Here is a 23,584-nt window from a genome sequence, read left to right as displayed (position 1 = left end):
ATACAGCATGAGAGCGTCATATTGGTCGCTGCTCTACGCAGCTTTATAGATGTGTCGTTTCATGGAACGAACGTTCAGAGCTCTAGAGTGCCGACTGCATACCGCTGCCAGGACCCTGTACACGTGACCATGTCCTTGACTGCAGGCCATGAAGCTCAATGAAGCCCTTTGAAGCGGTGTGATCAAAGGTGTCGCCCTCGTCATACGTTGCCAGACCGTAATCATACAGGCTGTAAGGCGAACGCATGCCATCAACAAACAGACCGCCCTTGCAGAGCTTAAGACGCACTTCACCGGTGACATACTTCTGTGTGTAGGCGTTGTAGGCATCAATGGCCATACGATTCTGCGAGAACCAAAGGCCGTTATACACAGCGTGCGCCCAGTCAACATCAAGCTTTGCCTTCTCGCGCAAGCACTCTGCATCCAAGCAAAGGCTTTCAAGCGTTTGGTGTGCCTGAATAAGCAGCAGCGATGCAGGGCACTCATAGCACTCACGGCTCTTAATACCAACAACACGATCTTCGATTACATCGATGCGGCCAAAGCCATTTCTTCCTGCAATCTCGTTTGCCTTGATAATAACGTCGAGAAGTGACATCTTCTCGCCATTGATAGAAGTCGGGATACCGCCCTCAAAACCAATGACAACAGTTTCAGGCTCATTGGGGCAATCCTCGGGATTAGCCGTCATAGTCCAAATGTCTGAAGGTGGTGTGTTCCATGTGTCCTCAAGGACACCGCACTCAATAGCGCGTCCCCAAAGATTGTCGTCAATGGAGTAAGGACGCTTGCGCGTTGTGGGAACTGGCACGCCATGAGCCTCTGCCCATTCCATCTCTTCTTCACGTGTGGTGAGATTCCACTCACGCACCGGTGCAAGAATAGTAAGTGAAGGATCGAGACCGTGGATGCAGGTGTCAAAACGCACCTGATCGTTGCCTTTGCCTGTGCACCCATGCGCAACATATTTCGCACCGTACTGATGCGCCAAGTCAACAATATGCTTCGCAATAAGGGGACGAGAAAGCGCAGAAAGCAGCGGGTAGGTACCTTCATACTTGCCATTAGCCCAAATGGCTTTTGAAAGGATGACGTCAGCATACTCCTCACGCATATCAATTGCTTCGGAGACAATAGCACCGAGGTCAAGCGCCTTCTGCTTCGTTGCAGCGAGGTCTTTCTCATCCTGTCCGACGTTGCCGCAAATAGCAATGACGTCAAGATTCATCTCAACCTGAAGCCACTTAACAATTACCGAGGTATCAAGGCCACCTGAGTATGCAAGCACGACCTTTTCTTTAGGAGTATCTGTCTGAGGGGTTTGTCCTGTAGCGGTCATGAAAGTCTCCCTATTCTCTCCGCCGTTATTCCTGCTATTGGAAATTGTTTGCTCATTGTTGGATTTGAGAAATGAAGCGCTTTGCGATGGGCTTTATCAACAAATACGAAATCCCATACGAGCGCTCTAGAGGCGCAGCGTTCGCCAGAAAAAAGCACCCGGCGTGCCAGGTGCTGTTCACATTTGTAAGCAGTATGCTTAAGGACTGAGAACTACGCGCGCTGGCTTCGCTGCTAGATTCGTCGAGCCTGGCGTCGGAGGTCCATCATCTGAGTGAGCATGTTCTGCATTGTGGGCCTCCTCTCAAAGTCGAATGAATAATCGAAGTGATCTGCAGTTCTCTTCTGATGGATGAGACTTTACAAGAGAACAGCATTTCAGAACTACCGAAATAGAGAAATACGGCAATTTGGCTTATAGGACAAAAAGTGTGCTGTCAGTCTAGCCAGAACGGGTACGGGTCCTTGTGGTGCAGCTCCTCCCACACGGCTCGATCACCCCATTCTGGACCCCCATCCTCTCTCTTGGGTGATAGCGAGTAGGTCCTATAGAGGAAGTCGATATCGTCGTCAGTTGGCATGGAGCGGATAAGCTCTCTTGCCGGTCTTGGGCTCTCGGTGTGCATGTAGCACCACCAGAAGACCGCCTTGACCCGACGCATGAGTGACAGCCCGCGGTGGTTGCGCAGGACATCCCTGAGTTGTGAGTTGACGCCGCCCTCGATCGGGTTGTTGGTACGCGGCAGTGGACCCTCTGCGGTCAGGGTCGGATCAAGGTAGGTAAAGAGCGTTCCTTGGGAGACGAGTCTCGAGAGTGATGAGCGGGCCTTTCTGAGCCTCTCGTGTGTGAATACGCGTCTCCCGTCGATGAAGGAGACATCCTCGAGGAAGTCGGCCCAGAACCCGCACCACTGAAGATAGCGCTCGACCCACCAATCGGCCTGCCGAAGGGTGTCCAGATGCATGAGCTCGATGGAAAGCGCGTAGAGCTCTCTGCCGGCCTGGAGCCTTGGCCTCGTCGTCGTGTACCTCCTCACCTGCGAGAACGCATGGAACAGGCACCTCTGGACTCTCGTGCGCGGCCATGTCCGGCGGACCGCCGAAGCGAACCCTGTTCCTCCATCGCACACCACCACGTCCGGAGCCGGGATGGGCGCCATGAGCGCCTCCCAGGCCCTTGAGGTTTCCGACTCGGCCATGTACCACGAAACCACATGCTCCCCGTCGTAGGCTATCAGCACGACGAGGTTCCGGTCGAGCCAGATGCCGTCGAGGAAGAGCACCCTGTGGACCTCACCGGTCGGCTCGGGCATGGGCCACACCCGCCAGAATCCGGAGGTCTTCCTCCTGAACGTGCGCCCCTGACCGGGCATGTCTGCCTGCCTCGCCTTTGAGAGCAGCCACGCCAGAAACTCTTCGAGCCAGGCGGCACTGTCGTCGTACGAGACGGTCCTCGATGCCCCGCAGGACTCGCAGCGCCATCTCTGCGCGCCCGCCGTGGTCCTTCCGTTCCTGCGCATCGCCGCTCCACAGCACGGGCACTTCACCCTTTTCATCGAGCCCTCCCGTCCGAGAGATTTAACAGCTCGATTTTCCGGCTCCTACCTGCGACGGCACCGATTCGGACAGCACACTTTCTGTCCGAGTGCTAAAAGGGGTGAGCAAGATTTAAGGGTATGGGAAACGGCCGCCCACCTGCGTAGACGACCGTTTCGACAGCACACTTTTTGTCCTATAAGCCGGCAATTTTTTAATAAAAACTTCGGCAATTTTTTGCTTATTTAGCAATATTTCATAAGCCGCACTCACAACATAACGGCAAGAAAAAACGGACGCCATAAAAGACGTCCGTTTTAACAATCTCTGGTGCGTCCTGTGGGGGTCGAACCCACGGCCTTGGGATTAAAAGTCCCCTGCTCTGCCAACTGAGCTAAGGACGCATAGCGCATTAGCGATTTACTAGGATAGCGATTCTAACCCATTGAGGGCAAGACCTGATTGTAGATTATCACGCTATTCCCACGCCCATTGCCCATTTATAAAGAATGGAACCTCTTTTCCATCGGCTGTGATGCCGGTAATTGCTAAGTCATCTGACCCAATCATAAAGTCAACGTGCGTATGTGACTTGTTCACGCCCTTTTCTGCAAGTTCTTCTGCTGTCATTTCATAGCCTCCCTCATAACAATCAGGAAAGCCCATGCCCAGTGCTAGATGACAGCTGGCATTCTCGTCGTAAAGTGTGTTGTAGAAGATAAGTCCGCTCTGCCGGATAGGAGTGTTTTTAGAAATAATGGCGCATTCGCCGAGTCTGCGCGCTCCATCATCAGTTTCAAGAATCTCTTCCAAAACAGAAGCACCACGTTCAGCACCAAAATCAACGACGCGACCATCTTTAAATTCAAACCAAAAGTCGCTCACTAGCAGACCGTTATGTACGAGCGGCAGCGCCGAAACGACCCTGCCTTGCGCACGACGACAATCTGGCGAAGTAAAGACTTCCTCAGTTGGAATGTTCGGAAAGAATGCCGTGCCATCTTGCGTCCGTGCGGCACCGCCCTCCCAGATGTGTTTATCGGTAAGGCCAACTATAAGATCGGTTCCATTTGATGACGTGTAGTGCAGAGACTCAAAATGCATGCCGTTGAGCTGGCGTTTATTCTTTTCGAAAGCCGCATTATGCGTCTCCCGCTCACCGTGCGGATCTTCTCCATCGGCTCGTGAAGCACGTAAAATGGCAGCCCAAAGTCGATACAGAGCCTCTTCTTCTGAGACATCGGGAAATACCTGACGCGCCCAAGCGGCTACTGGCACACCGCCAATACACCATGCATTGCGACCAAAATCCATGCCATCACGAAATGCTCGACATTGCATATTTCGTGCACGGAGCGCCGTGGCAGGCTTAGCAGGATCTATGCCTTTCAGTGCAGACGGATCTTCTCCGGAAAGAAACAGAAACGCCGCACCATTCTCTGCAAGCGTGTTGAGTTGATCACGCTTCCAAGCAGGCACGGTTTCAAAATATTCGCGAGGTAGATTTTCATACTCTAGGCGAGAGATGCGTTCGTCTCCCCAAATTACGGTTACATGCCCAGCCCCAGCTTCATAGCCTGCTTTCACTACAAGACGTGCAAATTCATATGCTTCAACAGGAGCATTCACTACGAGTTCCTGGCCTGGTTTTATGGCAACACCATCACAGACAAGGAGCTCGGCGTAATTTGCTATTTCATCTTCCAGCGCTCGCATTGAGGCACGGCATTCAGCACTCGTAAAGGGAGCGGTCATTCGTTCAATCATCCTCTCAAATATGGTCCATTCTAAATCTGCCGGAAAAAGAATACCCGACCTCCGCGCTTTCAATACAGCTCGTGGCAAATGAGACGGGCGTACGGCAGGCTCTCATAAAAAACGGCCTAACTAATTGTTAGACCGATAAAATCAATGGAGCGGGCAACGGGACTCGAACCCGCGAATGTCAGCTTGGGAAGCTGATGCCTTACCACTTGGCGATGCCCGCATATACATTTGTCGAAGCCAACCGACGTGAACGATAGTATAGCCCGCTCGTTTTCACGGGACAAGACATCGACTGCGGAAACGCCCACGATCCGCATGAAATCGAGGTCCTCGAGGTACATCAGACCGCGTTGGATCCTATCCATGATTGACCTCCTCTACCGGATCTTCTCTTAAAGTTAGTTTTATCTAACTATTTTCTCGAAACACGATAAAATTAAAAAAGTTATCTTTGTCTACCTTTTGGAGGAACCATGTCCAACTCACCGGAATCCATGCAACTCGTACTAATCCGCCACGGGGAGAGCTTGTGGAATCGCTTGAATCTCTTCACCGGTTGGACGGACATCGACCTTTCCGAGACAGGACGTGTCGAGGCTGCTGAGGGCGGACGCGCCCTTGCACGCGAAGGATTCGACTTCGACATCTGCTATACGAGTCGACTCAAGCGCGCCATCCACACCCTGGACATCGTGCTCGACGAACTCGACCGCACCTGGCTGCCCATCGTAAAAGCCTGGGAACTCAACGAACGTCATTACGGAGCGCTCCAGGGTCTCGACAAAGCCGAGACCGCAGAAACATACGGCGAGAAGCAGGTGAAGATCTGGCGGCGTAGCTTCGACGTCGAGCCACCCGCGCTTAAAGCCGGAGATACCCGAGACCCACACGGTCAGTCGATGTACCGCGACATATCAGCTGAATGCTTGCCGCTCACCGAATGTTTGGCAACCACCGTCGAGCGCGTCTGGCCATATTTCGAGCGCGAGATCAGGCCACAGCTGAGCGCAGGAAAGCGGGTGCTCATCGTCGCGCACGGCAACAGTTTGCGCGCTCTCACCATGAAGCTCGAGCGACTCACGCCCGAGGAGGTTCTCGAGGTCAATATTCCGACTGGTATACCGCTCGCCTACGCGCTCGACGCTGATTTTAACGTGTGCAGCAAACGCTACCTCGGCGACCCAAGCACCATTGCTGCCAAGATGGCAGCCGTAGCCAACCAGGGCAAGGCACGCAGTTGATCCGCGCGACCGACAAATCCATCACCGGATACAGAGGCGGAAGACGATGCTACAACGCCCAGGATGAAGACTCCGCTTGCAGGTGAACCATCCGCGCGAAGAGGCCGTCAGCTGCAATGAGCTCGGCAGGGCTTCCCTGCTCGACCACACACCCGTTATCAAGTACCACAACGCGGTCTGCACTCATGACGGTGCGCATGCGGTGCGCGATCACGATGACGGTCTTGCCGGCGAGCAGTCGCGAGAGCGCCTCCTGTACCTGCGTCTCGTTCTCCACGTCGAGGCTCGCAGTCGCCTCGTCCAAAAGTACTACCGGCGCATTCTTCAGCAGCGCTCGAGCAATGGAGATGCGCTGGCGCTCCCCGCCGGAGAGGCGTGCGCCGTTTTCGCCGATCATCGTGGCATAACCATCAGGCATGCGGCTCACAAACTCGTCGCAGTTGGCAGCCCTCGCCGCAGCGAGCACCTCCTCGTCGGTAGCTCCACGCCGACCCAAGCGGATATTCTCCATCACTGTGTCATCGAAGAGTGTCACACCCTGGAAGACCACGGAGAAGTCACCAAGAAGCACCTCAGGATCAACGTTCGCAACGTCTACGCCGCCCACAGTCACACGTCCGGCACTCGCATCCCACAGACGGCAGCTCAGACGGGCGCAGGTTGACTTGCCGCTTCCACTTGGCCCCACGAGCGCCGTAACCTCGCCTTCGCGGGCAGTAAAGGACACATCTTCAAGCACCTTTTCTCCACCCTTTTCGTACGAGAAACCCACGTGCTCGAACACTACATCATGACCGACAGGCGCGTACGCCTTGCCGCCCTCCGCAAGCGGCTCCTCGAAAAAGCTCCTCATGCGCGCGGAGGCAGTTCGCGCCGAGAAGAGCTCCGCGATGAGCATGAGCGCCTGATCAAAGGGAGCGTAGATACGACTCACCACCAGCAAGAAACAGAAGAGTGTAAGAAAGTCACAGGTCCCCTCAAGCACGAAGGCGGCGCCGACCAACAGTGTAGTGGCAAACCCCAGACGCAGCACCACCTGGGCACCGTTCACGCAGATGCCGCACGCCAGCTCGCTGCGCACGGCGGAATGCTCTGCAGCATCCACGCTCTCGTACACGCGCGCAAGGTAGCGTTCCTCCTGGTTGGTAGCGCGTACTTCGCGCACGCATTCCAGCGCCTCCTGAATGAGCTCTGAGGTCTTAAGGCCTGCCAGACGCGTTGCGCGCATAAGCGGCTGAAGCTTTGAGCGCACACCAAAGAGTAAAAGCAACGCCACCGGACCCGACCACATGGATGCCACAGCCAGCCGCCAGTCAAAAGTGAGCAAACACACGAGGGCGATAGCCATAGTAGCGTAGGCACCATAGAGCTCGGGCAACACATGGCTGTAGGCATGCTCGGTAGTCTTGACATCGGTCATGAGCGTCTCAGTGAGGTCCGCAAGGTCGCGTCGGCCGAAAAACGACAGAGGCAGCCTTCGCAGGCGCTCAGCAAGAGCAATGCGTTGCCGGCCGCTCTCCTTGTAAATGACGCCGTACTGGTAGTAATACTGAAGCCGCTCGCATATGAAGAGGACGGCGAGATACACGGCTAGTATTGCAAACCACCCAACAACGGGCACGGCAAGTGGATCGAAACCAAGCATACCCCACGGCCCCAGTTCGACCGCACTGCCCGTGAGTCGCGACACGAGTGCGCTCATGATTGTGAACACGAATCCAATACCCGCAAACACTACAAGATTGGTAACGGTGGTCCATATCGCGCCCAGACATACGTTCCTCATACCCTCGTCCGTGAGGGCATACTTCTCTTTAACAGACATCTATTCCACGCCCCTTTCGGCGCTCGAGATTCTCCAACTAACCGCCCGTTCGTAATCAGCCCACATGCGCGCGTAAAGGCCACCTGCCGCCACGAGCTCGTCATGCGTTCCCTGCTCCACCGCACGCCCGTGATCGAGTACCACAATCTTGTCGGCCGCTCGCACGGTAGAAAGGCGGTGAGCCACCATGAGTACGGTGCGGGGTATGCCGTCACGTCCGTGCGCAAGTCGCTTGAAGGCAGCTTGAATCTTTATTTCGTTCTCGGGGTCAGCAAAGGCTGTTGCCTCGTCGAGCACCACAATGGGGGCATCTTTGAGAATCGCGCGAGCGATCATAAGCCGCTGCACCTCGCCTCCGGATAGGTGGATACCTTCCGCACCGTAGACGGTATCTATGCCGTCCGGTAGTTTGGCAAGAACATCGTCGCATTGAGCAGCAGAGAGGGCAGCCAGCACTTCCTCGCGCGTTGCTGTCGGGCGCGCAGCTCGCACGTTTTCAAAGATGGATTGCGAGAAAAGTCGGTTGGCCTGAAACACGAAGGCCACGCGATCCATGAGGCTGTGGGGATCCATCTGGCACACGTCCACCCCACCCACGGCTACGCATCCAGAATCCGCATCCCAAAAACGTGGTACAAGGGAAGCAGCCGTCGTCTTACCACCTCCCGAGGGACCTACGAGCGCCACCGTGGAGCCAGCTGGAACCGTAAAGCTCACGTGATTGAGCGCCGGCTCATCGGCTCCTTCATAGGTAAAGCTCACATCTTCGAAGGTAATACCGTTATCCTGCGGAATCTTAGGCACAGCAGGCGCCTTGATCACGGGAGCAGCAAGAGCTTCTTCCACACGGGTAACTGCATCCGCTGCTGATTGGAACGCCTCCGACATGAACATCACGCGTGTCATGGCTGTAGGGATAACAGCCGAGAAGATAGCGTAAAAGGCGAAGTTCGCTGCAAGGTTTACAACGTCCGTCTCACCAGGCACAACGAGCACAACTACCGGAACGAGAAAAACCGCTGCAGCACTGATAAACGTGAGCGAAAGCGCCTGTGGCGTTTGGCACCACTTCACTGCATAGTCCTGCGCAAGCACTGTGAACTCATCAATAGCGTCATGGAACGCTCGAAAGGAGTGGATCGTCTGCTGAAATACTTTGACCACAGGAATCCCGCGCACATACTCGGTGCCAGTTTTGTTCATTTTCACGAGCGACTCCATGTAACGCGTCATGAAGTCCATACCGCGTCCACCCATCATATAGAACATGCAGGCAAGGCTCACTACAACCGGTACGAGACACGCCACACCCAGACGCCAGTCGAACACAAAGAATAAAACGAGCATCCCTGCGATCATAGCGATAGAGCCCGCCGTGTCCGGCAGCTTATGAGCGAGAAGTCCTTCAGTCTCGGCCGCACAACCATCCACAACACGGCGCAGCGCACCCGAAGCGCGCGTATCAAAGTAGCCCAGACTCGCCTGCATGAGGTGCTCTGTAGCACGCTTGCGCATATTGGATGCACAGCGAAATGCTGCAAGGTGTGTGCACATAAGTCCTGCAAAGTAGAGCACAATCGACCCCACCGCAAACCCGAGCGCCCACCAGCCATACATAGCTATGTCTGTAGCAGCACTCCAGTTTGGCGCCACAGCGATAAGGTCGCGCGCTGCAAACCAGATGCAGATATATGGGCCGAAGCCCACGACCATTGACGTAGCGGAGAGCACACATCCTATATAGGTAAGCACACGTCGTTGGCCAGCAAAGGCGAGCAACCGGCCCACGGCACCCGTGCCGCGTGCCGAGCCTGCCTCCGTCACTTGAGAGTCCGACATAGAAGCCTCCTATCCATCAAAGTCTTGATTGGCATTCCGCCGAAACGTATCATGTAAACGGCTAATAGTTAACTATCGCTAACTTATCTCGGACGAAGCCGCAAGAAAGGTGGATACATCTTCAAGATGACGAACTTGGGCGATATTTCCCCGGAGCTCATTGCACTCTTTGCACCTCAGGTCGAGCAGCTCGGCATCCGCCTCGAACGACGTGGAAATATCTGGATGGGCAATGCAGGAGGTGACATAGCACACGGACGAATGTGGCTCTGCGCGCCCTCACCATACTGTCTTGTGCTCTGCCACGATGTCACCCCGCATACAGACATGCCGCTTTTCGAGGGTTCCCTAGGTCCCTACGCCTGTGCCTGCACCATGGGGGAAGACGCGGTTGCATGCTCGCGAGACTGTGGTCTGTCTGTCACGCTTATCAACCACGAGGCAACATCCACCGAATGTCGCGATGAATTCGCCACGTTTGTCGAACACGAGCCGCGTTCGCTCTCCAGTCACCTGCTCGCCAACCACACGTACCGTTCACGGTCCTTCATCTTCCTTCCGGATTTCTTCGATGAGCTCGAGCATCGGTATCCAGGGGAGTTTTACGGGCTTTTCACAGCATTCGGAAGGGGCTGGAGCGGAAGTGCCGAGCTTGTCATCCAGCGGGCGCTCAATGCCATACCAACGCAGCCTCCTCTTCGTTCCGGCGGGGAGTTGGGATTGCTCTCAAACATCACTGCCCTGATAGCGTCACTGGCAGCCTCCGAATCAGGTGACGAAGGGAAACAAGGGGCACTCGTGGCCCGCGCACAGGATCTCATCGCTGCTGCCATCGAGCGGGGCGAGGAGCCGCCTTCTCCCGGCACCATCGCCCAGAGGCTCTATGTGAGCAGGTCAAAGCTTTGTGACATCTTTGCACGTGAGATGGGTATGGGTGTCGGCACATATGCGCGGCGGCTCAGGCTCGAACGGGCATACCATCTGCTCTCGGACGAGCGTCTTTCCATCGCCGAGATCGCCGGACTCCTCGGCTATCCAAGCCCCTCAGCATTCAGCCACGCCTTCTCTTCCGCTGCAGGCATTGCTCCGCGAGGATGGAGAGACATGCTGTTGAGCGACTAACTCCCCCGCTGCTACTCAGTACAACAACGTCCCCGATGATGGAGGGGCTACGGCCAGCGATCTACTTAAGTCAAGCATGGAGATACTCGTGTTACTTGACTTTCCCTGAGGAGCTCCATACAGTTGAATAGTTAAAATCGTGTGGACTTTTCCGGACGCAAGTCACCTTTTCGCCACGCAACCGCGCATCGGTAGCGTGGTTTTTTGTTTGTCACCAATATCCGACAACATGACCTCTCTTCCGAAAGCTCAAACCGTGTGAAATCGAGCCAGCGCAAATAGGATAATGAGAGGGATGGGCATGAAATACGCAGTCAGTACATCGAAGCCGGCTACAGATATTCCTTCATCGGGGCGTCGTCGGGCAGTAGCAGCTCTGCAGGTATTCGCAGGAGGCGCCTGCTACGGTGCAATGGCCACCACATACAAGCTCGCCTACGCAGCAGGTTTTACCTCCGCACAGGTGGTGGCAAGCCAAGCGTGGTTCGGTTGTTTGTTCTTCATACTTGCAACAGTTGTGCAGCGAGCACGCGGCAGACACCTGGCTCGCCTTGAGGGCATGCAGGTGCTCAAGCTCATGGGACTCGGTGCCCTCACGTGCATCACGTCGATTCTGTACTGCTACGCCATGAGCATACTTCCCGCACCCGTAGCGCTCACACTGCTGTTCCAGTTCACCTGGATGGGCCTTGTCTGGCAGACCATCATGACAAAGCATGCACCCAAGCCCCTCGAGATCGTCTCGGCTGTGATTATCGTGTTCGGCACCATGTTCGCAAGCGGTGTCTACAAAACGGGACTTTCCGGCTACGATCCCCTCGGTCTGGCCTGCGCCTTGGGCGCAGCTGTAACTTGCTCGTTGTTCGTCACATTATCTGGCAAGGTTAAGGTAGACTGCTCCAACGAACAGCGAGGTGTCATTGTGTGTCTCGGCGCCGGCATCATGTCGCTCATTGTATGTCCGGACTACCTCATCTCCGGTATTGTTTTCCAAGGCATCTTGCCTTTCGCTGTTATTGCAGGATTCTTTGGTCTCACGTGTCCGGTACTGCTCTTCGGGCTAGGATCACCGCATCTACCTGCAGGCCTCTCCACCGTTATGGCCTCAGCAGAACTTCCTGCCGGTCTCTTCATTGCAATGATTGTGCTTGGCGAACCACTCGGTCCCATTGAGTGGCTGGGTGTGGCCATCATCCTTGCTGGCGTATGCCTTGCGCAGCTACCTGCATCGAAAGCAGTCTCTAGCACCACACAGTAATCCGGTTTTACACTATTTCCACCCTTTAGCCACGGGTGCGCCCGAGCGCGTGCGTACCACAATGCTCACACCGAGAGCCACAGCAATCAAGCCAACCAAGCATCGTATGCAGGCATCAACGATTGGATTATGTCCTACGCCCAGAACCGATAGGATTGCCTCTTGTGTGAGGGAAAGTGCGATAAGTGAGCTTGCCAAGCTTATGATTCTGAGAGCCTTCTCAATTGCCGTCTTTGCTCCACGCGTTTGGATAAGATGCATGACATTAAGGCCGATTTCCACAAACGTGAACACAACAATCGCAAATGCTGCTGTTCGTGGATAGTTCCTCATCGATGGATAAAAAAGTGCCCATGACGCGTATATCACGTAGCACACACTTGCCGTCGTGAGCATGATGCCTGCAATACGAGCATAACGACGAGACGACCCAGAACCAGCACGCACCGCACCCGTTGCCGTTATCAAACGAGATGCACCCATGCCCACGGTGTACAACCCGTTCACGCACACAAAAATCGACATACCCAGCACACCTGAAATGACCTTGCCTAAACCGATAAGGGTATGCCATATGCCTAAAACCGTTGCCAGATAAAGGGCTCGTACGGTTGAAGGGTCAAAATCCTTCCGCACCTTCTCATTGGCATCACGTGCCGTATCAAACAGGTTGACAACTTGTTGCTTGTCAGTATGGTTCCTGCGGGTCTTGTGTTTCATATCTACCGTCACTGACGCTTGTTACGTTTATGCCGCACGCCTCCGAAGCTTAACCATCCATTTCTCCAGAAGAAGATGATTTCACCGATAATAACAACGAGGCACAGCACAATCACAATTGGATAGCCCCAAGGATTATTGATAAGTCCCATGTGCGGAAAGTTCATACCGTACCATCCGGTGATAAACGTCAGGGGCATCGCAATCGTAGCCACCACCGTAAGCCACTGCATCACATTGTTCTGGCGAATGTCAATGCTCTCCTGGTACAGACTGTGCACCTGAAGACTGTAGTCCTGCACCGATTCAAGGCGCACTGAAAGACGGCTAAGCTGGCGCTCGAGCGCACGAAGATGCGTACGTTCCGCCGATGTTACAAAGGAAAGCTCCTCTTCTAGGATCTCCTCAACGAGATCGGACATGCCTTGGTAGAACGTATCGAGTCCGAGCAGTTTACGCGTGTCATCCATCATTTTTCCGCGATCGATGCTCACGTTACCTTCTAAGATTTGATCCTCAAACAGCTCAAAGTCCTCATGCACAAGGGAGAGCTCAGTGGGATGATCGCGTAAGAGCTCTCTCAACACAGCACACAGTGCTCCCGCAGAACCGGAGACAGACACTTTGTTGTCAACCGCACGATTGAGCGCAGCTATACATACCTCGTGCCCGTCTACCAAAAGCAGCCGATGAGCACTCAGTACGAATCCGAAACGCCACGCGCCTGCAGGAGCCACTATCACCCCTACCACACCAGAGGCAACACGTTCAGCAAAGGGGATTGCTGCATGTTTGAGTTGGGCAAGCACACTGCGATGCTCAGGCGCAAGCTCAGAAACGGATGAGATATCGCATGACATTTCAACTTCAACTGCTCCATCATGCGAACCTGGAGCAAGATGCCCATTTTCTATGTGCCAGAACTTTCCCATGTGTATCGCCTCCGACGCGATAATTGCATCGATTATCTGTAACAACCTGCCACTAACCCTGCATCTGCACCAATTCGACAGGTGTACCATGGAATTAGCATAGAGCTTGCATTAACAGGGATGTGTGTAAACGTGGCTGACGACCAAGGTAAGCAGAAGCAACAGGCAACCGGCGCAGCGCGACCCCCACTCACGCATGTAGTAGCTAAATTACTTCGGAAAACCTTACCCGCCTCAGCATTTTTTATGGTCCTCTTTTGGACCATTTCTGGACTCTTCGGCATTGCGCACGTTATACCAGCACTGTGCTATACCGCTTTGTTCAACTCGCGTCTTCATGCCTATAACTCACCAGCTCAGTATGCTCACTTCTTTGGCATGAGCATACTTACGCTCGTAGCAGCGCGCATAGCAACGCTCACTATACCGCTGTGTATTGTGACCAATATTGCAATACCATTCGTCTTCTTGTACATGCGTTCGTCGCAGTTCACTCCGATGCGCTACTATCGCTATCTCATGCTTTTTGTATTCCTGCAGCTCAAGCCACAGCTTCTTGATAATTTTTGGACAGAGCTGATGGTGATAGGAACGTGTTGCATTGCACTCACCGTTGCCCTCATTATTGCAGGTCGCATACTCCATATATCCGATCAGTGCGCAACTCGTTTGCATGCACTCATTAACCAACTCGCCGATGCACTTGAACATCTTGCTCATAAAGCTCCCAGCGATAATCCACAAGATGAGTTTCTTCAACTTCATGCTGACTTTGTTAATCTCTCGGATGATGCACGTAAAAACGCAGGTGTTAATCCCCGGATGCGCGTTGTGCTTGATATGTATGCCATGCTCGCTGAGCGAACAGCATATCTGGTAGGGCAATTCAAGTGGGATGAAAACAAAACGTGCTCCTATGCGGCCGACCTACATAAACTTGCAGAACTTACGCGCAAGGCGAGCTGTTCAACTAAAAGTGCACAACGATCAGAAGCTATCACCCATGCAGAAGCGCTTTTGTCTGAAGCTCATACGATTCAGGATGAGGATTTTAGACGCTTCTTTTGCAGTTATCTCCATATGATCCTGCTCGTATTGCGTGAACCAAACCAGCATACAAACCGTCTTTGGCGCATGTCTCCCCGACTCAGGATTCGAGTTGCGTCATTTTACAAGCACCCCTCAATCAGCTCATTTGAGTTGAGCTTTTCGGTGCGATGTGCCATTGTGCTTACCGTAGGATTTACCATCAGCTTGGCCTTTCCTATAAGCCATCTGTATTGGTTCCCGATAAACGCTTTTCTTCTCACACAACCCTATCCTGCAGAGAGTATGCGGCGTATGCGAACCCGCACCCTAGGTACCGTCTTAGGCTGCCTGTTTGTCCATATGCTTTCGACACTCTCATTGCCCATTTGGGCTGTGCTGACCGTTTGCATGATACTTGTAATGGGCAGATACGCGAGCACACAAGGAAAAACACCTATGGCGTTCTTTGGGTCTTCGTATGCCCTATCAATAGTGTCTCTTTCCACCGGTGAGCGCTATGCCATCTTTATGCGCCTTGTATGCCTCATTGCAGCCGTGATATTCGTGTTTATAGTCACGCGTCTCACTGTGCCCACAAGTGACCGCGCGCTCTTCCGCGCAAACTTAGACGAGCTCTTTATACTCATAGAAAGTTATTGGGCGCTACTACGTGCAAGTCTTCATACGAACATTAATGCAGTTACATCGAGTGAAGCGATATGGCATATGCACACGGTGCACGCACAGGCAGCTTCCTATGTGAAAGCGCTCCCGCAGTCCACAAGTGAGGAGAAAAGCTATCACGATGCTGCACAGCAGGTGCTTGCCTGCCAGCGTAAGCTTACCGTTGGGCTTGAACAGCTGAATTATTTCATTCGCTTGGACGGAGCAAGTAAGCAGGAGTACCCAACACTTGAGCAGTTTATGACGATTGCTGAAGCGTGCAGCAATCCTTTTGTTGCAGACAAACGGCTTGAAACCGCAGAAAATCTTGTAGGAAAACTTCAGGAAGAAGAGTTGCGCACCTTGCTCAATCAATACCTTACACGCGCAAAATCTTTAGCAACAGCGCTCGATCACCTCAATGAAACCGCATCAGCCTGTCTTAAGACTGGGTGACAAGCTATCGAGGTCAGGTGCACGGAGTTCACGCGAACCGAAATTGGGTTCAACGAGGCTGCCATTCAGCCCTACACGCTCCACTCCAAGAGCTTTCCCAAGAAGCGCTTAAGCTCGGGAGTTTTTGGCGCTGAGAAGATCTGCTCACTTTCTCCGTACTCTGCAAGTTTTCCACCCGAAAGAAATGCCACTTTATCGCAGGCATGACGCGCAAAGCCCATCTCGTGTGTCACCGTAATGAAGAGTGTTCCTTCATCTTTGAGATCGCGGAGAAGATCCAGGACTTCGGTGGTGTACTCCGGGTCGAGCGCCGAAGTAGGTTCATCCAAAAGCAGCATCCGAGGTCGCGGCGCCACCGCCCGTGCAATCGCCACACGTTGACGCTGACCGCCCGAAAGCTGTGCCGGGCGTTTATCTCCCTCGCCTTCTAAGCCAAAGCGCTTCAGCAGCTCGTCGGCACGCGCGGAGGCTTCATCTGCACTTAAACCATGTACGGTGCGTAGTGGTAATGCAATATTTTCGTGCGCAGTCAGATGGTGGAAGAGCCCGCCATCCTGAAAAACAAACCCTAAGCTTGCTCGATAGCGCACGAGCGCCTCTTCATCGAGAGGCACAGGCTCGTCATCTACCAGGACCCGCCCTGAGCTCGGAACAAGAAGGCCACCCAAAATGCGCAGGAGTGTGGACTTGCCACCGCCTGAAGGGCCAATAATGGCAAGTGTTGTCACCTCATCATCAAAATCAATTCCATCGAGCACCACCGCGTCACCAAAGGCACGTGTGATAGCCTCAAGCTGCATGCGCATAGTCGAGCTTCCTCTCGAAGTATCGGCTCACAAACATTATGGGAAGCGTCAGTGCCAGATATACCCCTGCTAAGAACAAATAGGTTCCAAAGAGGTTAAAGGTGGCGGCACTGATTTCTTGCATGGTCTGCGTGAGCTCAATTACGGCAATTGCCGAGAGCAACGATGAGTCCTTCACCATGCTGGCAAGCTGGCCGGTGAGCGCTGGAAGCGTCCGGCTTACAAGCTGCGGAACCACGACATAGCGCAACGTCTGGCGACGCGTGAAACCCACTGCTCGCGCAGCCTCAAGCTGGCTTGCATCAAGCGAGTTCAGGCTGCCACGCACTATCTCGGCAATGTATGCCCCTGAGAATATGGAGAGGATAATAATGCCTGCCACCACGCGATTCTCTACACCCCAGGCTGTGCCCACAATATAGAAAAAGAGATATATCTGCGCTAAGAGCGGTGTGCCACGCATCAGCTTGACGTACACATCACATAGATAGCGCACCGGAAGTATGCGACTTCCCTGACCTGCCGCAACAGGCAAACCAATGGCAAGACTTATCACCAGACTCCACAGGGATATCTGTATGGTGAGCAAAAGACCGTCAACAATACGAACCTGGTACTGACTAACAAAGCTAAAGTCGAGTACCACGCCCACCTGAGCAAGTGAGATCCAGAAGAAGCCGATGATAAGAACGCATACAACGAAATAGCTCACTATTGTCTGTACAGGACAAGGTCGTTCGCCTGGACGCACTATAAAGGGATTACGCATTACGCCTCATCCTCGTTATTGTCCTCATCAAAATCAAAGAACCAACGGAAACCAAGCTCATCGAAAGCAGCCTTCTCATCTGCAAGATAGGTATCTGTCAGACGATCGAACTCGCCGTTTTCTTTACTCTCAGCAATAAAGGAATTGAGCTCTTCTCGCAGCTCATCATTACCGGATGCCACTGCAATGCCCCAATACTCAGGATCTTGGAAGGGGATAAACACCGCTTTGGTCGTATCGGGATTTGCTTGGTTGTTTCGGTAGATCGTGAGTTGATCGTAAAGAAAACCGTCAGCGCGCCCTTGGACAACCTCAGTCACACAGGCGCTCTCGTCGGCCAAACGTAAAATCTCTGCATTTGTGAGGTGTTTGGTGGCATACACATCACCTGTCGACCCCGTTTTTACTGCCACCGTTTTATCCGACTGATTGAGATCTTCAGCGCTTTCCACACCAGAATTTGCGCCAGCAAGAATGGCGAGCTGAGCCACCGCATAGGGATCGGTAAAATCAACTTCTTCCTCACGTTCATCGGTAATGGTAATGGAGCTCATTACAGCGTCTGCTTGGCCCGTCTGAAGCGATGGAATAAGTCCGTCAAAACTCACGTTCTCAATAGAAAGGTCGTAGCCATATGCCTCGGCAAAGTCCTGCATAAACGTGACGGAAACACCCGATGGATTGCCCGCATCATCCTTGCCCTCAAACGGCGGGTAGGCGAGCTCCATTGCCACACGAAGCGGTCGAGAGCCATCTCCAGACCCAGATTGTCCTGAGCAGCCAGCAAGCATGCCTGTAGCAACACTTGCCAGAACCAACGTGCCTGCAAGTGCCCCACGACGAGTAACAGAAACAGTTGATATAGTTCTCATAAGGTAGTCCTTTTGATACGTTCGTTGCCTTATTGCTCTTTATTTTGATATCAAACACTGTCTGGAAGATTTTAGAAATCCAAAACCATTCATACCCAAAATAGACTCTTGAAAAAGTAATGGAGTCGGTCTCAAGTCACTTACCAACAAATTGTTAGCTTGGTATAACGAATTCGCACCTGGACATACCAATGCCTCCGCGCTCAAAATCCGCAGCGCGGCTACGCCTTTACTCAGTACAGGCGAGATGCGAAAGGAACATAATGCCCTCCAGCAAAATTACCTCCGTACTTCTCGGAGCGTTTCTTGCCGTGAGCCTCACTCCCACTGACGCGGGAGCTACTGGAGAACACGCCACAAACACCGTAGATTCCGAAGCAACCCAGAACGCACATGATGAAACTAACGAAATAGTAATACCTGAAGAAGCTGAAGCATCCCAAAGCTCCAATGAGCGTGCCGACGCAGCAGAGCCTGTCGAAAACACCGCTTCACCTGATGCTGTTGATACCAGCACTGATACTACAGAAGCTGTCGACAATGCCACCATTGTCCTTATTCACAACAACACACGCACGTCTTATGACACCCTCTCAGCTGCCATTTCCAACGCTCAGAGCGGAGATGTTATCGAGATTGCCAGCGACCAGGTGCTCGACTCGCAGCTCGTTATTACAAACGGTGTCGACATTACTTTGCGTGCCACAGCAAAGGTAACCATAACCCGCAGCTCATCCTTCACCACAGCAAACGACAAGCCTGCCGGCATGATTCTTCTTGAAGATGGTGCTTCTCTCACGCTTGAGCGTGCAAACGAAGCAAGTTCACTCACCTTGCATGGTGAAGATAAAGATTCTACTCAGGCTCTTGTCACCCTGTATGGATCGTCGACATTTACCATGGGCAAGGGCGTTTCAATTGTGCACGCCCGCTGCTCCTGGAGCCCCTGGGGAGCCGTATACGTAAACTCCGGCAAGTTTGTGCTCGATGGCGGTGAGATCCGCGATAACTTCGCCATGCGTAACGCTGCGGTCGCAGTTGAAGCCAACAGTTCATTCGAGATGAACAGTGGCGTTATCTCCCAGAACCGTGCAAGTTATTCCCAGACCATGGTGTGGACCAAGGGCAACATACACCTGAAAGGCGGTACCATCGAAAACAACCTTTCGAACGTGTCGAACGACGGCGTGGTACAGGTCCTCTCGGGTGGCTCCCTCATTTTCGATGGGGGTACCATCGGCGATAACAATCCTAATAACACGTTCGGTGTGCGCGTAGACACAAACGGCTCACTCACACTGGGCGAAAATGCTCACTTTAAAGGCGTAGACCGTATCGACCTTAACCAAGGAGCGCGTCTGAGTTTTTCAGGCGTTCCCGCCTCTCATAACACTGACAATCCCATCGACATTGTGCTTTCGGGTACATGGGCAGACGGAACGTTACTTGCCACAACCACCTCTTCTCAGGATGCACGTGACATTCTTACCCGTCTCTCTGTAAAGCACGGTGGCGCTCAAGAGAAGATTGCATCTGTAGGAATTGATTCTGAAAATGAAAGCCATCTCGTACTTGCCTCATCCGAAGTGAAGACGGCTTTCGAAATATTGGATAACCCTTTTAATGATTACCTCGCCCTTGATCTGCGGGACGAGCTTGACGCTCCCGACGCTCTTGATCAGCTACGCAACACCGTTGAAGATCATTTCGCTGGTATCGACACGCCTGAGCGCCGTGTGCGCCTACAGCAAATCGATCGACTCGAACACTATGTCCCCTACTTCAATACAAACTATGATGCAATTGCGTCTTCGGTAATCGAGCTCTCTGAACTGGGAGATCCTGGTGTCGAAGCCCAGCGCACACAGCAGGGATACCAATTCGATAATCTCGATGCCACAGGGCTCTACCTCAAGCCAGGACGTAAGAACGAAATTGTCATCTATGTTGAGGCTCAGGATCCTTCCAAGCTCTCTGTAGCCTGGCGACAGGTAGGCGTTACCGACAATAACAACTATCTCTCACTTAACCTGCAACAGAAGCATAAACTCGCACATGGCGAGAACCGCATCACTGTTGACCTCAGCGACAAGCAGCATGGCTACATGCTTTACCTGCGCAACGACTCAACCTCAAACCCAGCACGTGTGCGCATCGAAGCTGAGGACGCGCCATATATAGCCAACGGAGCCGGAACTCTCAATGATTCATCTGCAAGCACGAGCCCCTTGTTAGGTTCGAGTCTGGAAGAGCACCCCCTCTATGAGCATGATCCCAACAATCCAGAACTCTTCTGGAACTTTGTTCAGGATGTAAAGGAACATGCAGCGAATGTCCAAGCTGGCAAGGTTGACGACATGGCTCTTCTCCAAATGGGCGATAACGGACACGCCCAATTCGCTCTGCGAGCAACGGTGCTTGCAAAGGCATATGCCACCATCAACAGCCAAGAAGAGGCCACGGCCTACATCACACGATCAAACAAGGCTATCCAAGATCGTCTTGAGTTCTTCTGGGCATTTGATGGCTACAATTCAGACGATGAGAATGGACCGAATGCCATTAGCCCAGCACGCGTGCACACCGCATTTACCAGCACCGTTACAGATCCTTCAACGCTCTATGCGTATCTTCGCTACTTCCACATGCCGGAAGATTACGTAGCTCCGTTCCTGTCGGGTGATGAGATGTATAGCTGGGGCATGTCACACGAATACGGCCATATGCTTGATAACAACATCATCGCCGTCGGTGAGGAAACGAACAATCTATATTCCATCGCTGGATCACGCCAAGGCGGTATCGAAGCGCTGCTTGCGACAAACACTCCGTTTGATCCTCAGAAGCATTATCACGAGAACGTAATACGGGCAACAGAGCGCCGCGACGAGGAACTAACACGTATGGCAGCCGAGCCCACGTATGTTCCCGACTGGATGAATGGAGACAATTGGGGCACCTATATCTGGACCCATGTGACTACCTGGTGGAATGCTTTACACTTTTTTGATAGCTGGGACTATAGCAGCTATGACTTCGATGCAAGTCCCTATACGCAAGAGATTGCATCCGACGTCGAGCGCTACGGTGCATATGGTGCAACGGTACGCATTCTGCGCAGTGACGCCAATGCTGTAAAAACCATTCAAGAACTAGCGGCACATGTCACATCAGGCGGAAAGTTCGAGAAGTACAACCGCATGGCCGTGGCCTTCACCATGAGCACCGGTTATAACTTTGCGGAGTATCTCTACAACCTGGGTGAGCACGACCTTGCGCCCGAAGTGTTGGAGTGGTGTTCGAAATACCCCTCAATGCCCCGTAAGGTTCAGTACTTCTCAATTAATACAGATGCGGCAATTATCAATGGCGCAAAGACATACGCCGAGCTAGAGGACAGTGTTGATGTGGTAGCGCCACATGTGGACGTACAGGCAACCGAGGATGGACACGTACAGGTTGAGGCTACTATGGCGACGGATGACCTCGGGCATGCCACAACCGCCTATGAGCTGTACCGCAATGACACCCTTATTGGCTTCTCACGAGATGGTTCGTTCAAGGTCGCCACGGATGCTGGAGATAGCAACACTGATGCAGCCTCAGCGGATGAGGAAAGCACAGACAACGCAGCCGGCGATACCTTCGATCCTGCTGCTTACTCTGTAGTTGCCTATGATGTGCGCTTAAATCCCAGCCGTGCCGCTAACATGAATGGCCCCATCTTCGACAACGAGTTACCCGATGCAGATGAACCCGAATCTGACGGTGAGCTCCCCGGTGGAAACGACAACGTTGATGGCGATGCCGGCAATAGTGACACCTCGACCGACGGCGACAACAACATAGGTGGAGGCAATGACAATACGACCGGCGGTGGCTCGAACCAGTCCGACGGAGACTCTCAGACGGATGGGGATGCTTCCGACAGCAACAATCAAAACAACTCTCTCAATGATGAAGGCGCCGTCGAGCAGGAGCCGAATGGCAGTCCATTGACTACTGAGGCTACTGGCAGACTTGCGGAAACAGGCGACACGTCGATACTGCCTGTTGGCTTAGCTGCTGCAGGTGCCGTTATTGCCCTTATCGGCGCTCTCATCGCACGGCGCCTCCGAAAATCGTAAGACACAACCTTTAATGTCTGACACTGTGACAAACAACCAGCTGCGATAGCTTGATATAATACTATATGCATGAAAATATACATGTTTATAGGAGGTATCAAATGAGCAGGATTGCGGTTCCTCTTGATACTATGGTTCCTATCAGTAAGTTCAGCAGGGGAAGTGCCAGTAGCGAATTCGCAAAGGTCGCTGACGGTGTTCCCGTTACTGTACTGAAGAACAGTGAACCGGCATACTTCATTATTAGCGTCAACGACTACCGCAAGTTTTGTGAGGCAGAGAAGGAGTTGGCAAACCTTGAAGCCCGTCTCGAAGCAGAGCATGGGATAGGCGAAAGGTTCGAGAACGTCGAAGACTTACTAGCGGACCTCAATGATTAGATCTATTCTTCGCACTCCACGCTTCAAGCGAGACTTTAAGGTGCTGGTGAAGAAGCACTATGACATAAGCCTTTTTGAAGAGGCGGTAAGAACGCTGGTTGCCCAAGATGTAAGCATACTAAGCACTCGATACCACGATTATGCACTCAAGGGTGAATGGAAGGGATATCGTGAGCTCCACATCTCGGGCGACTGGCTTTTGATTTACCGCATCAATAAGGATGAGCTCCAGCTTGTACTTACTCGCACAGGCTCGCATGACGAGCTTTTCTAGCTTACGTCTCTAGACATCTTACTCTGAGGCTATTTTGCCTGAACCGCTTTGCCGAAGTTATGGCCAAAGAGCAATCCTGCCAGTAGGAGCGCAGCGCCCAGACCGGTATAGAACACTGCAATGAATCGCTCGGGCGCAAAACCGCTTGCCCTAAGAGCGATCCCTCCTGCCATCATCACCGCCATGATAATAAAGGCCTTAATATCAAAGAATTTGAGGAAGAACTGTCGCTCGTCCTGGTAGCCGCCAATGCGCGCAGTGTGCTTGCGCACGAGTCGGCTGAAGATGAACATCTGAAAGACGCCAAAGACCACAAGGCTGAGCGCGATGTTCAGGATGCCAAGATAGGCTGGGTACGCCATGAGGCCAATGCGCAGGATATTGATGCCCGCTACGCTCCACACTAGGCATGCGATGAGAAGTAGCGTATTTCGTTTGACCTTCATGGATCATCTCCTTTCGGATCTGCACTTAATTTCATACTGCTCTCCTCCAGTGAGATGAGAAACATCCAAGCAGCGACCATACATAGTAGCGAGCAGACGCTGTGCACACAGAATATGCATCCAGCGCAGAACAAGCATGCTTGATTAAAGCCCGTTCCAAATGAAGCATTCCAAAAAAAGA

Annotated in this window: 18 protein-coding genes and 2 tRNA genes; 7 read left to right on the top strand and 13 right to left on the bottom strand. The window is 52.9% G+C overall.

The window, feature by feature from the left end; translation table 11 throughout:
* Positions 1–82: 82 nt before the first annotated feature.
* The 5 genes from ACQY6Y_RS03885 to ACQY6Y_RS03865 all read right to left on the bottom strand — a co-directional run bounded on the left by ACQY6Y_RS03885 (position 83) and on the right by ACQY6Y_RS03865 (position 4,864).
* Positions 83–1,342, bottom strand: coding sequence for an argininosuccinate synthase (locus tag ACQY6Y_RS03885; RefSeq protein WP_428379000.1), 1,260 nt, complete (start codon positions 1,340–1,342; stop codon positions 83–85).
* Positions 1,343–1,778: 436 nt separating this feature from the next.
* Entirely contained in the window at positions 1,779–2,897 is a 1,119-nt protein-coding gene (locus ACQY6Y_RS03880) for an IS1249 family transposase (protein ID WP_428378537.1), read from the bottom strand.
* A gap of 308 nt (positions 2,898–3,205) precedes the next feature.
* Positions 3,206–3,281, bottom strand: a tRNA-Lys gene (locus ACQY6Y_RS03875).
* 73 nt (positions 3,282–3,354) lie between these two features.
* Positions 3,355–4,632 (bottom strand): aminopeptidase, encoded by a 1,278-nt coding sequence (locus tag ACQY6Y_RS03870; protein ID WP_428378999.1) that lies wholly within the window; start codon positions 4,630–4,632, stop codon positions 3,355–3,357.
* Positions 4,633–4,789: 157 nt separating this feature from the next.
* Positions 4,790–4,864 (bottom strand) — tRNA-Gly (locus tag ACQY6Y_RS03865).
* Between the two features lie 253 nt (positions 4,865–5,117).
* Here ACQY6Y_RS03865 and gpmA point away from each other — a divergent pair.
* Positions 5,118–5,885, top strand: coding sequence for a 2,3-diphosphoglycerate-dependent phosphoglycerate mutase (gpmA, locus tag ACQY6Y_RS03860; protein WP_428378998.1), 768 nt, complete (start codon positions 5,118–5,120; stop codon positions 5,883–5,885).
* 49 nt (positions 5,886–5,934) lie between these two features.
* On the opposite strand, the gene ACQY6Y_RS03855 is transcribed toward gpmA, so the two are convergent.
* The gene (locus tag ACQY6Y_RS03855) at positions 5,935–7,710 is read right to left on the bottom strand and encodes an ABC transporter ATP-binding protein (RefSeq protein WP_428378997.1); all 1,776 of its coding nucleotides are present in this window, start codon (positions 7,708–7,710) and stop codon (positions 5,935–5,937) included.
* On the bottom strand, positions 7,711–9,549 hold the full coding sequence (locus ACQY6Y_RS03850) for an ABC transporter ATP-binding protein (RefSeq protein WP_428378996.1): 1,839 nt from the start codon (positions 9,547–9,549) through the stop codon (positions 7,711–7,713).
* A 126-nt stretch (positions 9,550–9,675) separates the two neighbouring features.
* Between ACQY6Y_RS03850 and ACQY6Y_RS03845 the strand changes: the two genes are divergently transcribed.
* Both ACQY6Y_RS03845 and ACQY6Y_RS03840 read left to right on the top strand, forming a co-directional pair.
* On the top strand, positions 9,676–10,671 hold the full coding sequence (locus tag ACQY6Y_RS03845; protein WP_428378995.1) for a helix-turn-helix domain-containing protein: 996 nt from the start codon (positions 9,676–9,678) through the stop codon (positions 10,669–10,671).
* A 301-nt stretch (positions 10,672–10,972) separates the two neighbouring features.
* Positions 10,973–11,929: an EamA family transporter gene (locus ACQY6Y_RS03840; protein WP_428378994.1), complete on the top strand. Its 957-nt coding sequence runs from the start codon at positions 10,973–10,975 to the stop codon at positions 11,927–11,929.
* 12 nt (positions 11,930–11,941) lie between these two features.
* On the opposite strand, the gene ACQY6Y_RS03835 is transcribed toward ACQY6Y_RS03840, so the two are convergent.
* Together ACQY6Y_RS03835 and ACQY6Y_RS03830 are read right to left on the bottom strand one after the other, a co-directional pair.
* Positions 11,942–12,649, bottom strand: coding sequence for a hypothetical protein (locus ACQY6Y_RS03835; RefSeq protein ID WP_428378993.1), 708 nt, complete (start codon positions 12,647–12,649; stop codon positions 11,942–11,944).
* Positions 12,650–12,657: 8 nt separating this feature from the next.
* Positions 12,658–13,581, bottom strand: coding sequence for a CorA family divalent cation transporter (locus ACQY6Y_RS03830; protein WP_428378992.1), 924 nt, complete (start codon positions 13,579–13,581; stop codon positions 12,658–12,660).
* Positions 13,582–13,713: 132 nt separating this feature from the next.
* Here ACQY6Y_RS03830 and ACQY6Y_RS03825 point away from each other — a divergent pair, with 132 nt between their 5' ends.
* Positions 13,714–15,729 (top strand): FUSC family protein, encoded by a 2,016-nt coding sequence (locus tag ACQY6Y_RS03825; RefSeq protein ID WP_428378991.1) that lies wholly within the window; start codon positions 13,714–13,716, stop codon positions 15,727–15,729.
* A 71-nt stretch (positions 15,730–15,800) separates the two neighbouring features.
* Here the strand turns inward: ACQY6Y_RS03825 and ACQY6Y_RS03820 are convergent, their stop codons facing one another.
* From ACQY6Y_RS03820 to ACQY6Y_RS03810, 3 genes are read right to left on the bottom strand one after another with little or no spacing between them, the layout of a single operon-like run.
* On the bottom strand, positions 15,801–16,535 hold the full coding sequence (locus ACQY6Y_RS03820) for an amino acid ABC transporter ATP-binding protein (protein ID WP_428378990.1): 735 nt from the start codon (positions 16,533–16,535) through the stop codon (positions 15,801–15,803).
* Positions 16,519–17,304 (bottom strand): amino acid ABC transporter permease, encoded by a 786-nt coding sequence (locus tag ACQY6Y_RS03815; protein WP_428378989.1) that lies wholly within the window; start codon positions 17,302–17,304, stop codon positions 16,519–16,521. Before ACQY6Y_RS03815 ends, ACQY6Y_RS03820 begins: the two co-directional genes overlap by 17 nt.
* Positions 17,304–18,176 (bottom strand): transporter substrate-binding domain-containing protein, encoded by an 873-nt coding sequence (locus ACQY6Y_RS03810; RefSeq protein ID WP_428378987.1) that lies wholly within the window; start codon positions 18,174–18,176, stop codon positions 17,304–17,306. Before ACQY6Y_RS03810 ends, ACQY6Y_RS03815 begins: the two co-directional genes overlap by 1 nt.
* 263 nt (positions 18,177–18,439) lie before the next feature.
* Between ACQY6Y_RS03810 and ACQY6Y_RS03805 the strand changes: the two genes are divergently transcribed.
* From ACQY6Y_RS03805 to ACQY6Y_RS03795, 3 genes are all read left to right on the top strand, one after another.
* Positions 18,440–22,303 (top strand): M60 family metallopeptidase, encoded by a 3,864-nt coding sequence (locus ACQY6Y_RS03805; RefSeq protein ID WP_428378986.1) that lies wholly within the window; start codon positions 18,440–18,442, stop codon positions 22,301–22,303.
* A 101-nt stretch (positions 22,304–22,404) separates the two neighbouring features.
* Positions 22,405–22,683, top strand: coding sequence for a hypothetical protein (locus ACQY6Y_RS03800; protein ID WP_428378984.1), 279 nt, complete (start codon positions 22,405–22,407; stop codon positions 22,681–22,683).
* Positions 22,676–22,957: a type II toxin-antitoxin system RelE/ParE family toxin gene (locus tag ACQY6Y_RS03795; RefSeq protein WP_428378983.1), complete on the top strand. Its 282-nt coding sequence runs from the start codon at positions 22,676–22,678 to the stop codon at positions 22,955–22,957. The genes ACQY6Y_RS03800 and ACQY6Y_RS03795 overlap by 8 nt, the downstream gene beginning before the upstream one ends.
* A gap of 29 nt (positions 22,958–22,986) precedes the next feature.
* Here the strand turns inward: ACQY6Y_RS03795 and ACQY6Y_RS03790 are convergent, their stop codons facing one another.
* Positions 22,987–23,403, bottom strand: coding sequence for a hypothetical protein (locus ACQY6Y_RS03790; RefSeq protein ID WP_428378981.1), 417 nt, complete (start codon positions 23,401–23,403; stop codon positions 22,987–22,989).
* Positions 23,404–23,584 lie beyond the last annotated feature (181 nt).

The sequence above is a fragment of the Olsenella sp. Marseille-QA0557 genome (genome assembly GCF_965119725.1).
GTDB classification, from domain to species: domain Bacteria; phylum Actinomycetota; class Coriobacteriia; order Coriobacteriales; family Atopobiaceae; genus Coprovicinus; species Coprovicinus avistercoris.
The sequence above is the reverse complement of the archived record's forward strand: the minus strand, read 5'-3'. Positions and strand labels throughout refer to the sequence as shown.

What these genes read in the sequence shown, in the direction of transcription:
- ACQY6Y_RS03885 (WP_428379000.1), bottom strand. Translation starts at nt 1,342, where the DNA reads ATGACCGCTACAGGACAAACCCCTCAGACAGATACTCCTAAAGAAAAG.
- ACQY6Y_RS03880 (WP_428378537.1), bottom strand. Translation starts at nt 2,897, where the DNA reads ATGAAAAGGGTGAAGTGCCCGTGCTGTGGAGCGGCGATGCGCAGGAAC.
- ACQY6Y_RS03870 (WP_428378999.1), bottom strand. Translation starts at nt 4,632, where the DNA reads ATGACCGCTCCCTTTACGAGTGCTGAATGCCGTGCCTCAATGCGAGCG.
- gpmA (WP_428378998.1), top strand. Translation starts at nt 5,118, where the DNA reads ATGTCCAACTCACCGGAATCCATGCAACTCGTACTAATCCGCCACGGG.
- ACQY6Y_RS03855 (WP_428378997.1), bottom strand. Translation starts at nt 7,710, where the DNA reads ATGTCTGTTAAAGAGAAGTATGCCCTCACGGACGAGGGTATGAGGAAC.
- ACQY6Y_RS03850 (WP_428378996.1), bottom strand. Translation starts at nt 9,549, where the DNA reads ATGTCGGACTCTCAAGTGACGGAGGCAGGCTCGGCACGCGGCACGGGT.
- ACQY6Y_RS03845 (WP_428378995.1), top strand. Translation starts at nt 9,676, where the DNA reads ATGACGAACTTGGGCGATATTTCCCCGGAGCTCATTGCACTCTTTGCA.
- ACQY6Y_RS03840 (WP_428378994.1), top strand. Translation starts at nt 10,973, where the DNA reads ATGAAATACGCAGTCAGTACATCGAAGCCGGCTACAGATATTCCTTCA.
- ACQY6Y_RS03835 (WP_428378993.1), bottom strand. Translation starts at nt 12,649, where the DNA reads ATGAAACACAAGACCCGCAGGAACCATACTGACAAGCAACAAGTTGTC.
- ACQY6Y_RS03830 (WP_428378992.1), bottom strand. Translation starts at nt 13,581, where the DNA reads ATGGGAAAGTTCTGGCACATAGAAAATGGGCATCTTGCTCCAGGTTCG.
- ACQY6Y_RS03820 (WP_428378990.1), bottom strand. Translation starts at nt 16,535, where the DNA reads ATGCGCATGCAGCTTGAGGCTATCACACGTGCCTTTGGTGACGCGGTG.
- ACQY6Y_RS03815 (WP_428378989.1), bottom strand. Translation starts at nt 17,304, where the DNA reads ATGCGTAATCCCTTTATAGTGCGTCCAGGCGAACGACCTTGTCCTGTA.
- ACQY6Y_RS03810 (WP_428378987.1), bottom strand. Translation starts at nt 18,176, where the DNA reads ATGAGAACTATATCAACTGTTTCTGTTACTCGTCGTGGGGCACTTGCA.
- ACQY6Y_RS03805 (WP_428378986.1), top strand. Translation starts at nt 18,440, where the DNA reads ATGCCCTCCAGCAAAATTACCTCCGTACTTCTCGGAGCGTTTCTTGCC.
- ACQY6Y_RS03800 (WP_428378984.1), top strand. Translation starts at nt 22,405, where the DNA reads ATGAGCAGGATTGCGGTTCCTCTTGATACTATGGTTCCTATCAGTAAG.
- ACQY6Y_RS03795 (WP_428378983.1), top strand. Translation starts at nt 22,676, where the DNA reads ATGATTAGATCTATTCTTCGCACTCCACGCTTCAAGCGAGACTTTAAG.
- ACQY6Y_RS03790 (WP_428378981.1), bottom strand. Translation starts at nt 23,403, where the DNA reads ATGAAGGTCAAACGAAATACGCTACTTCTCATCGCATGCCTAGTGTGG.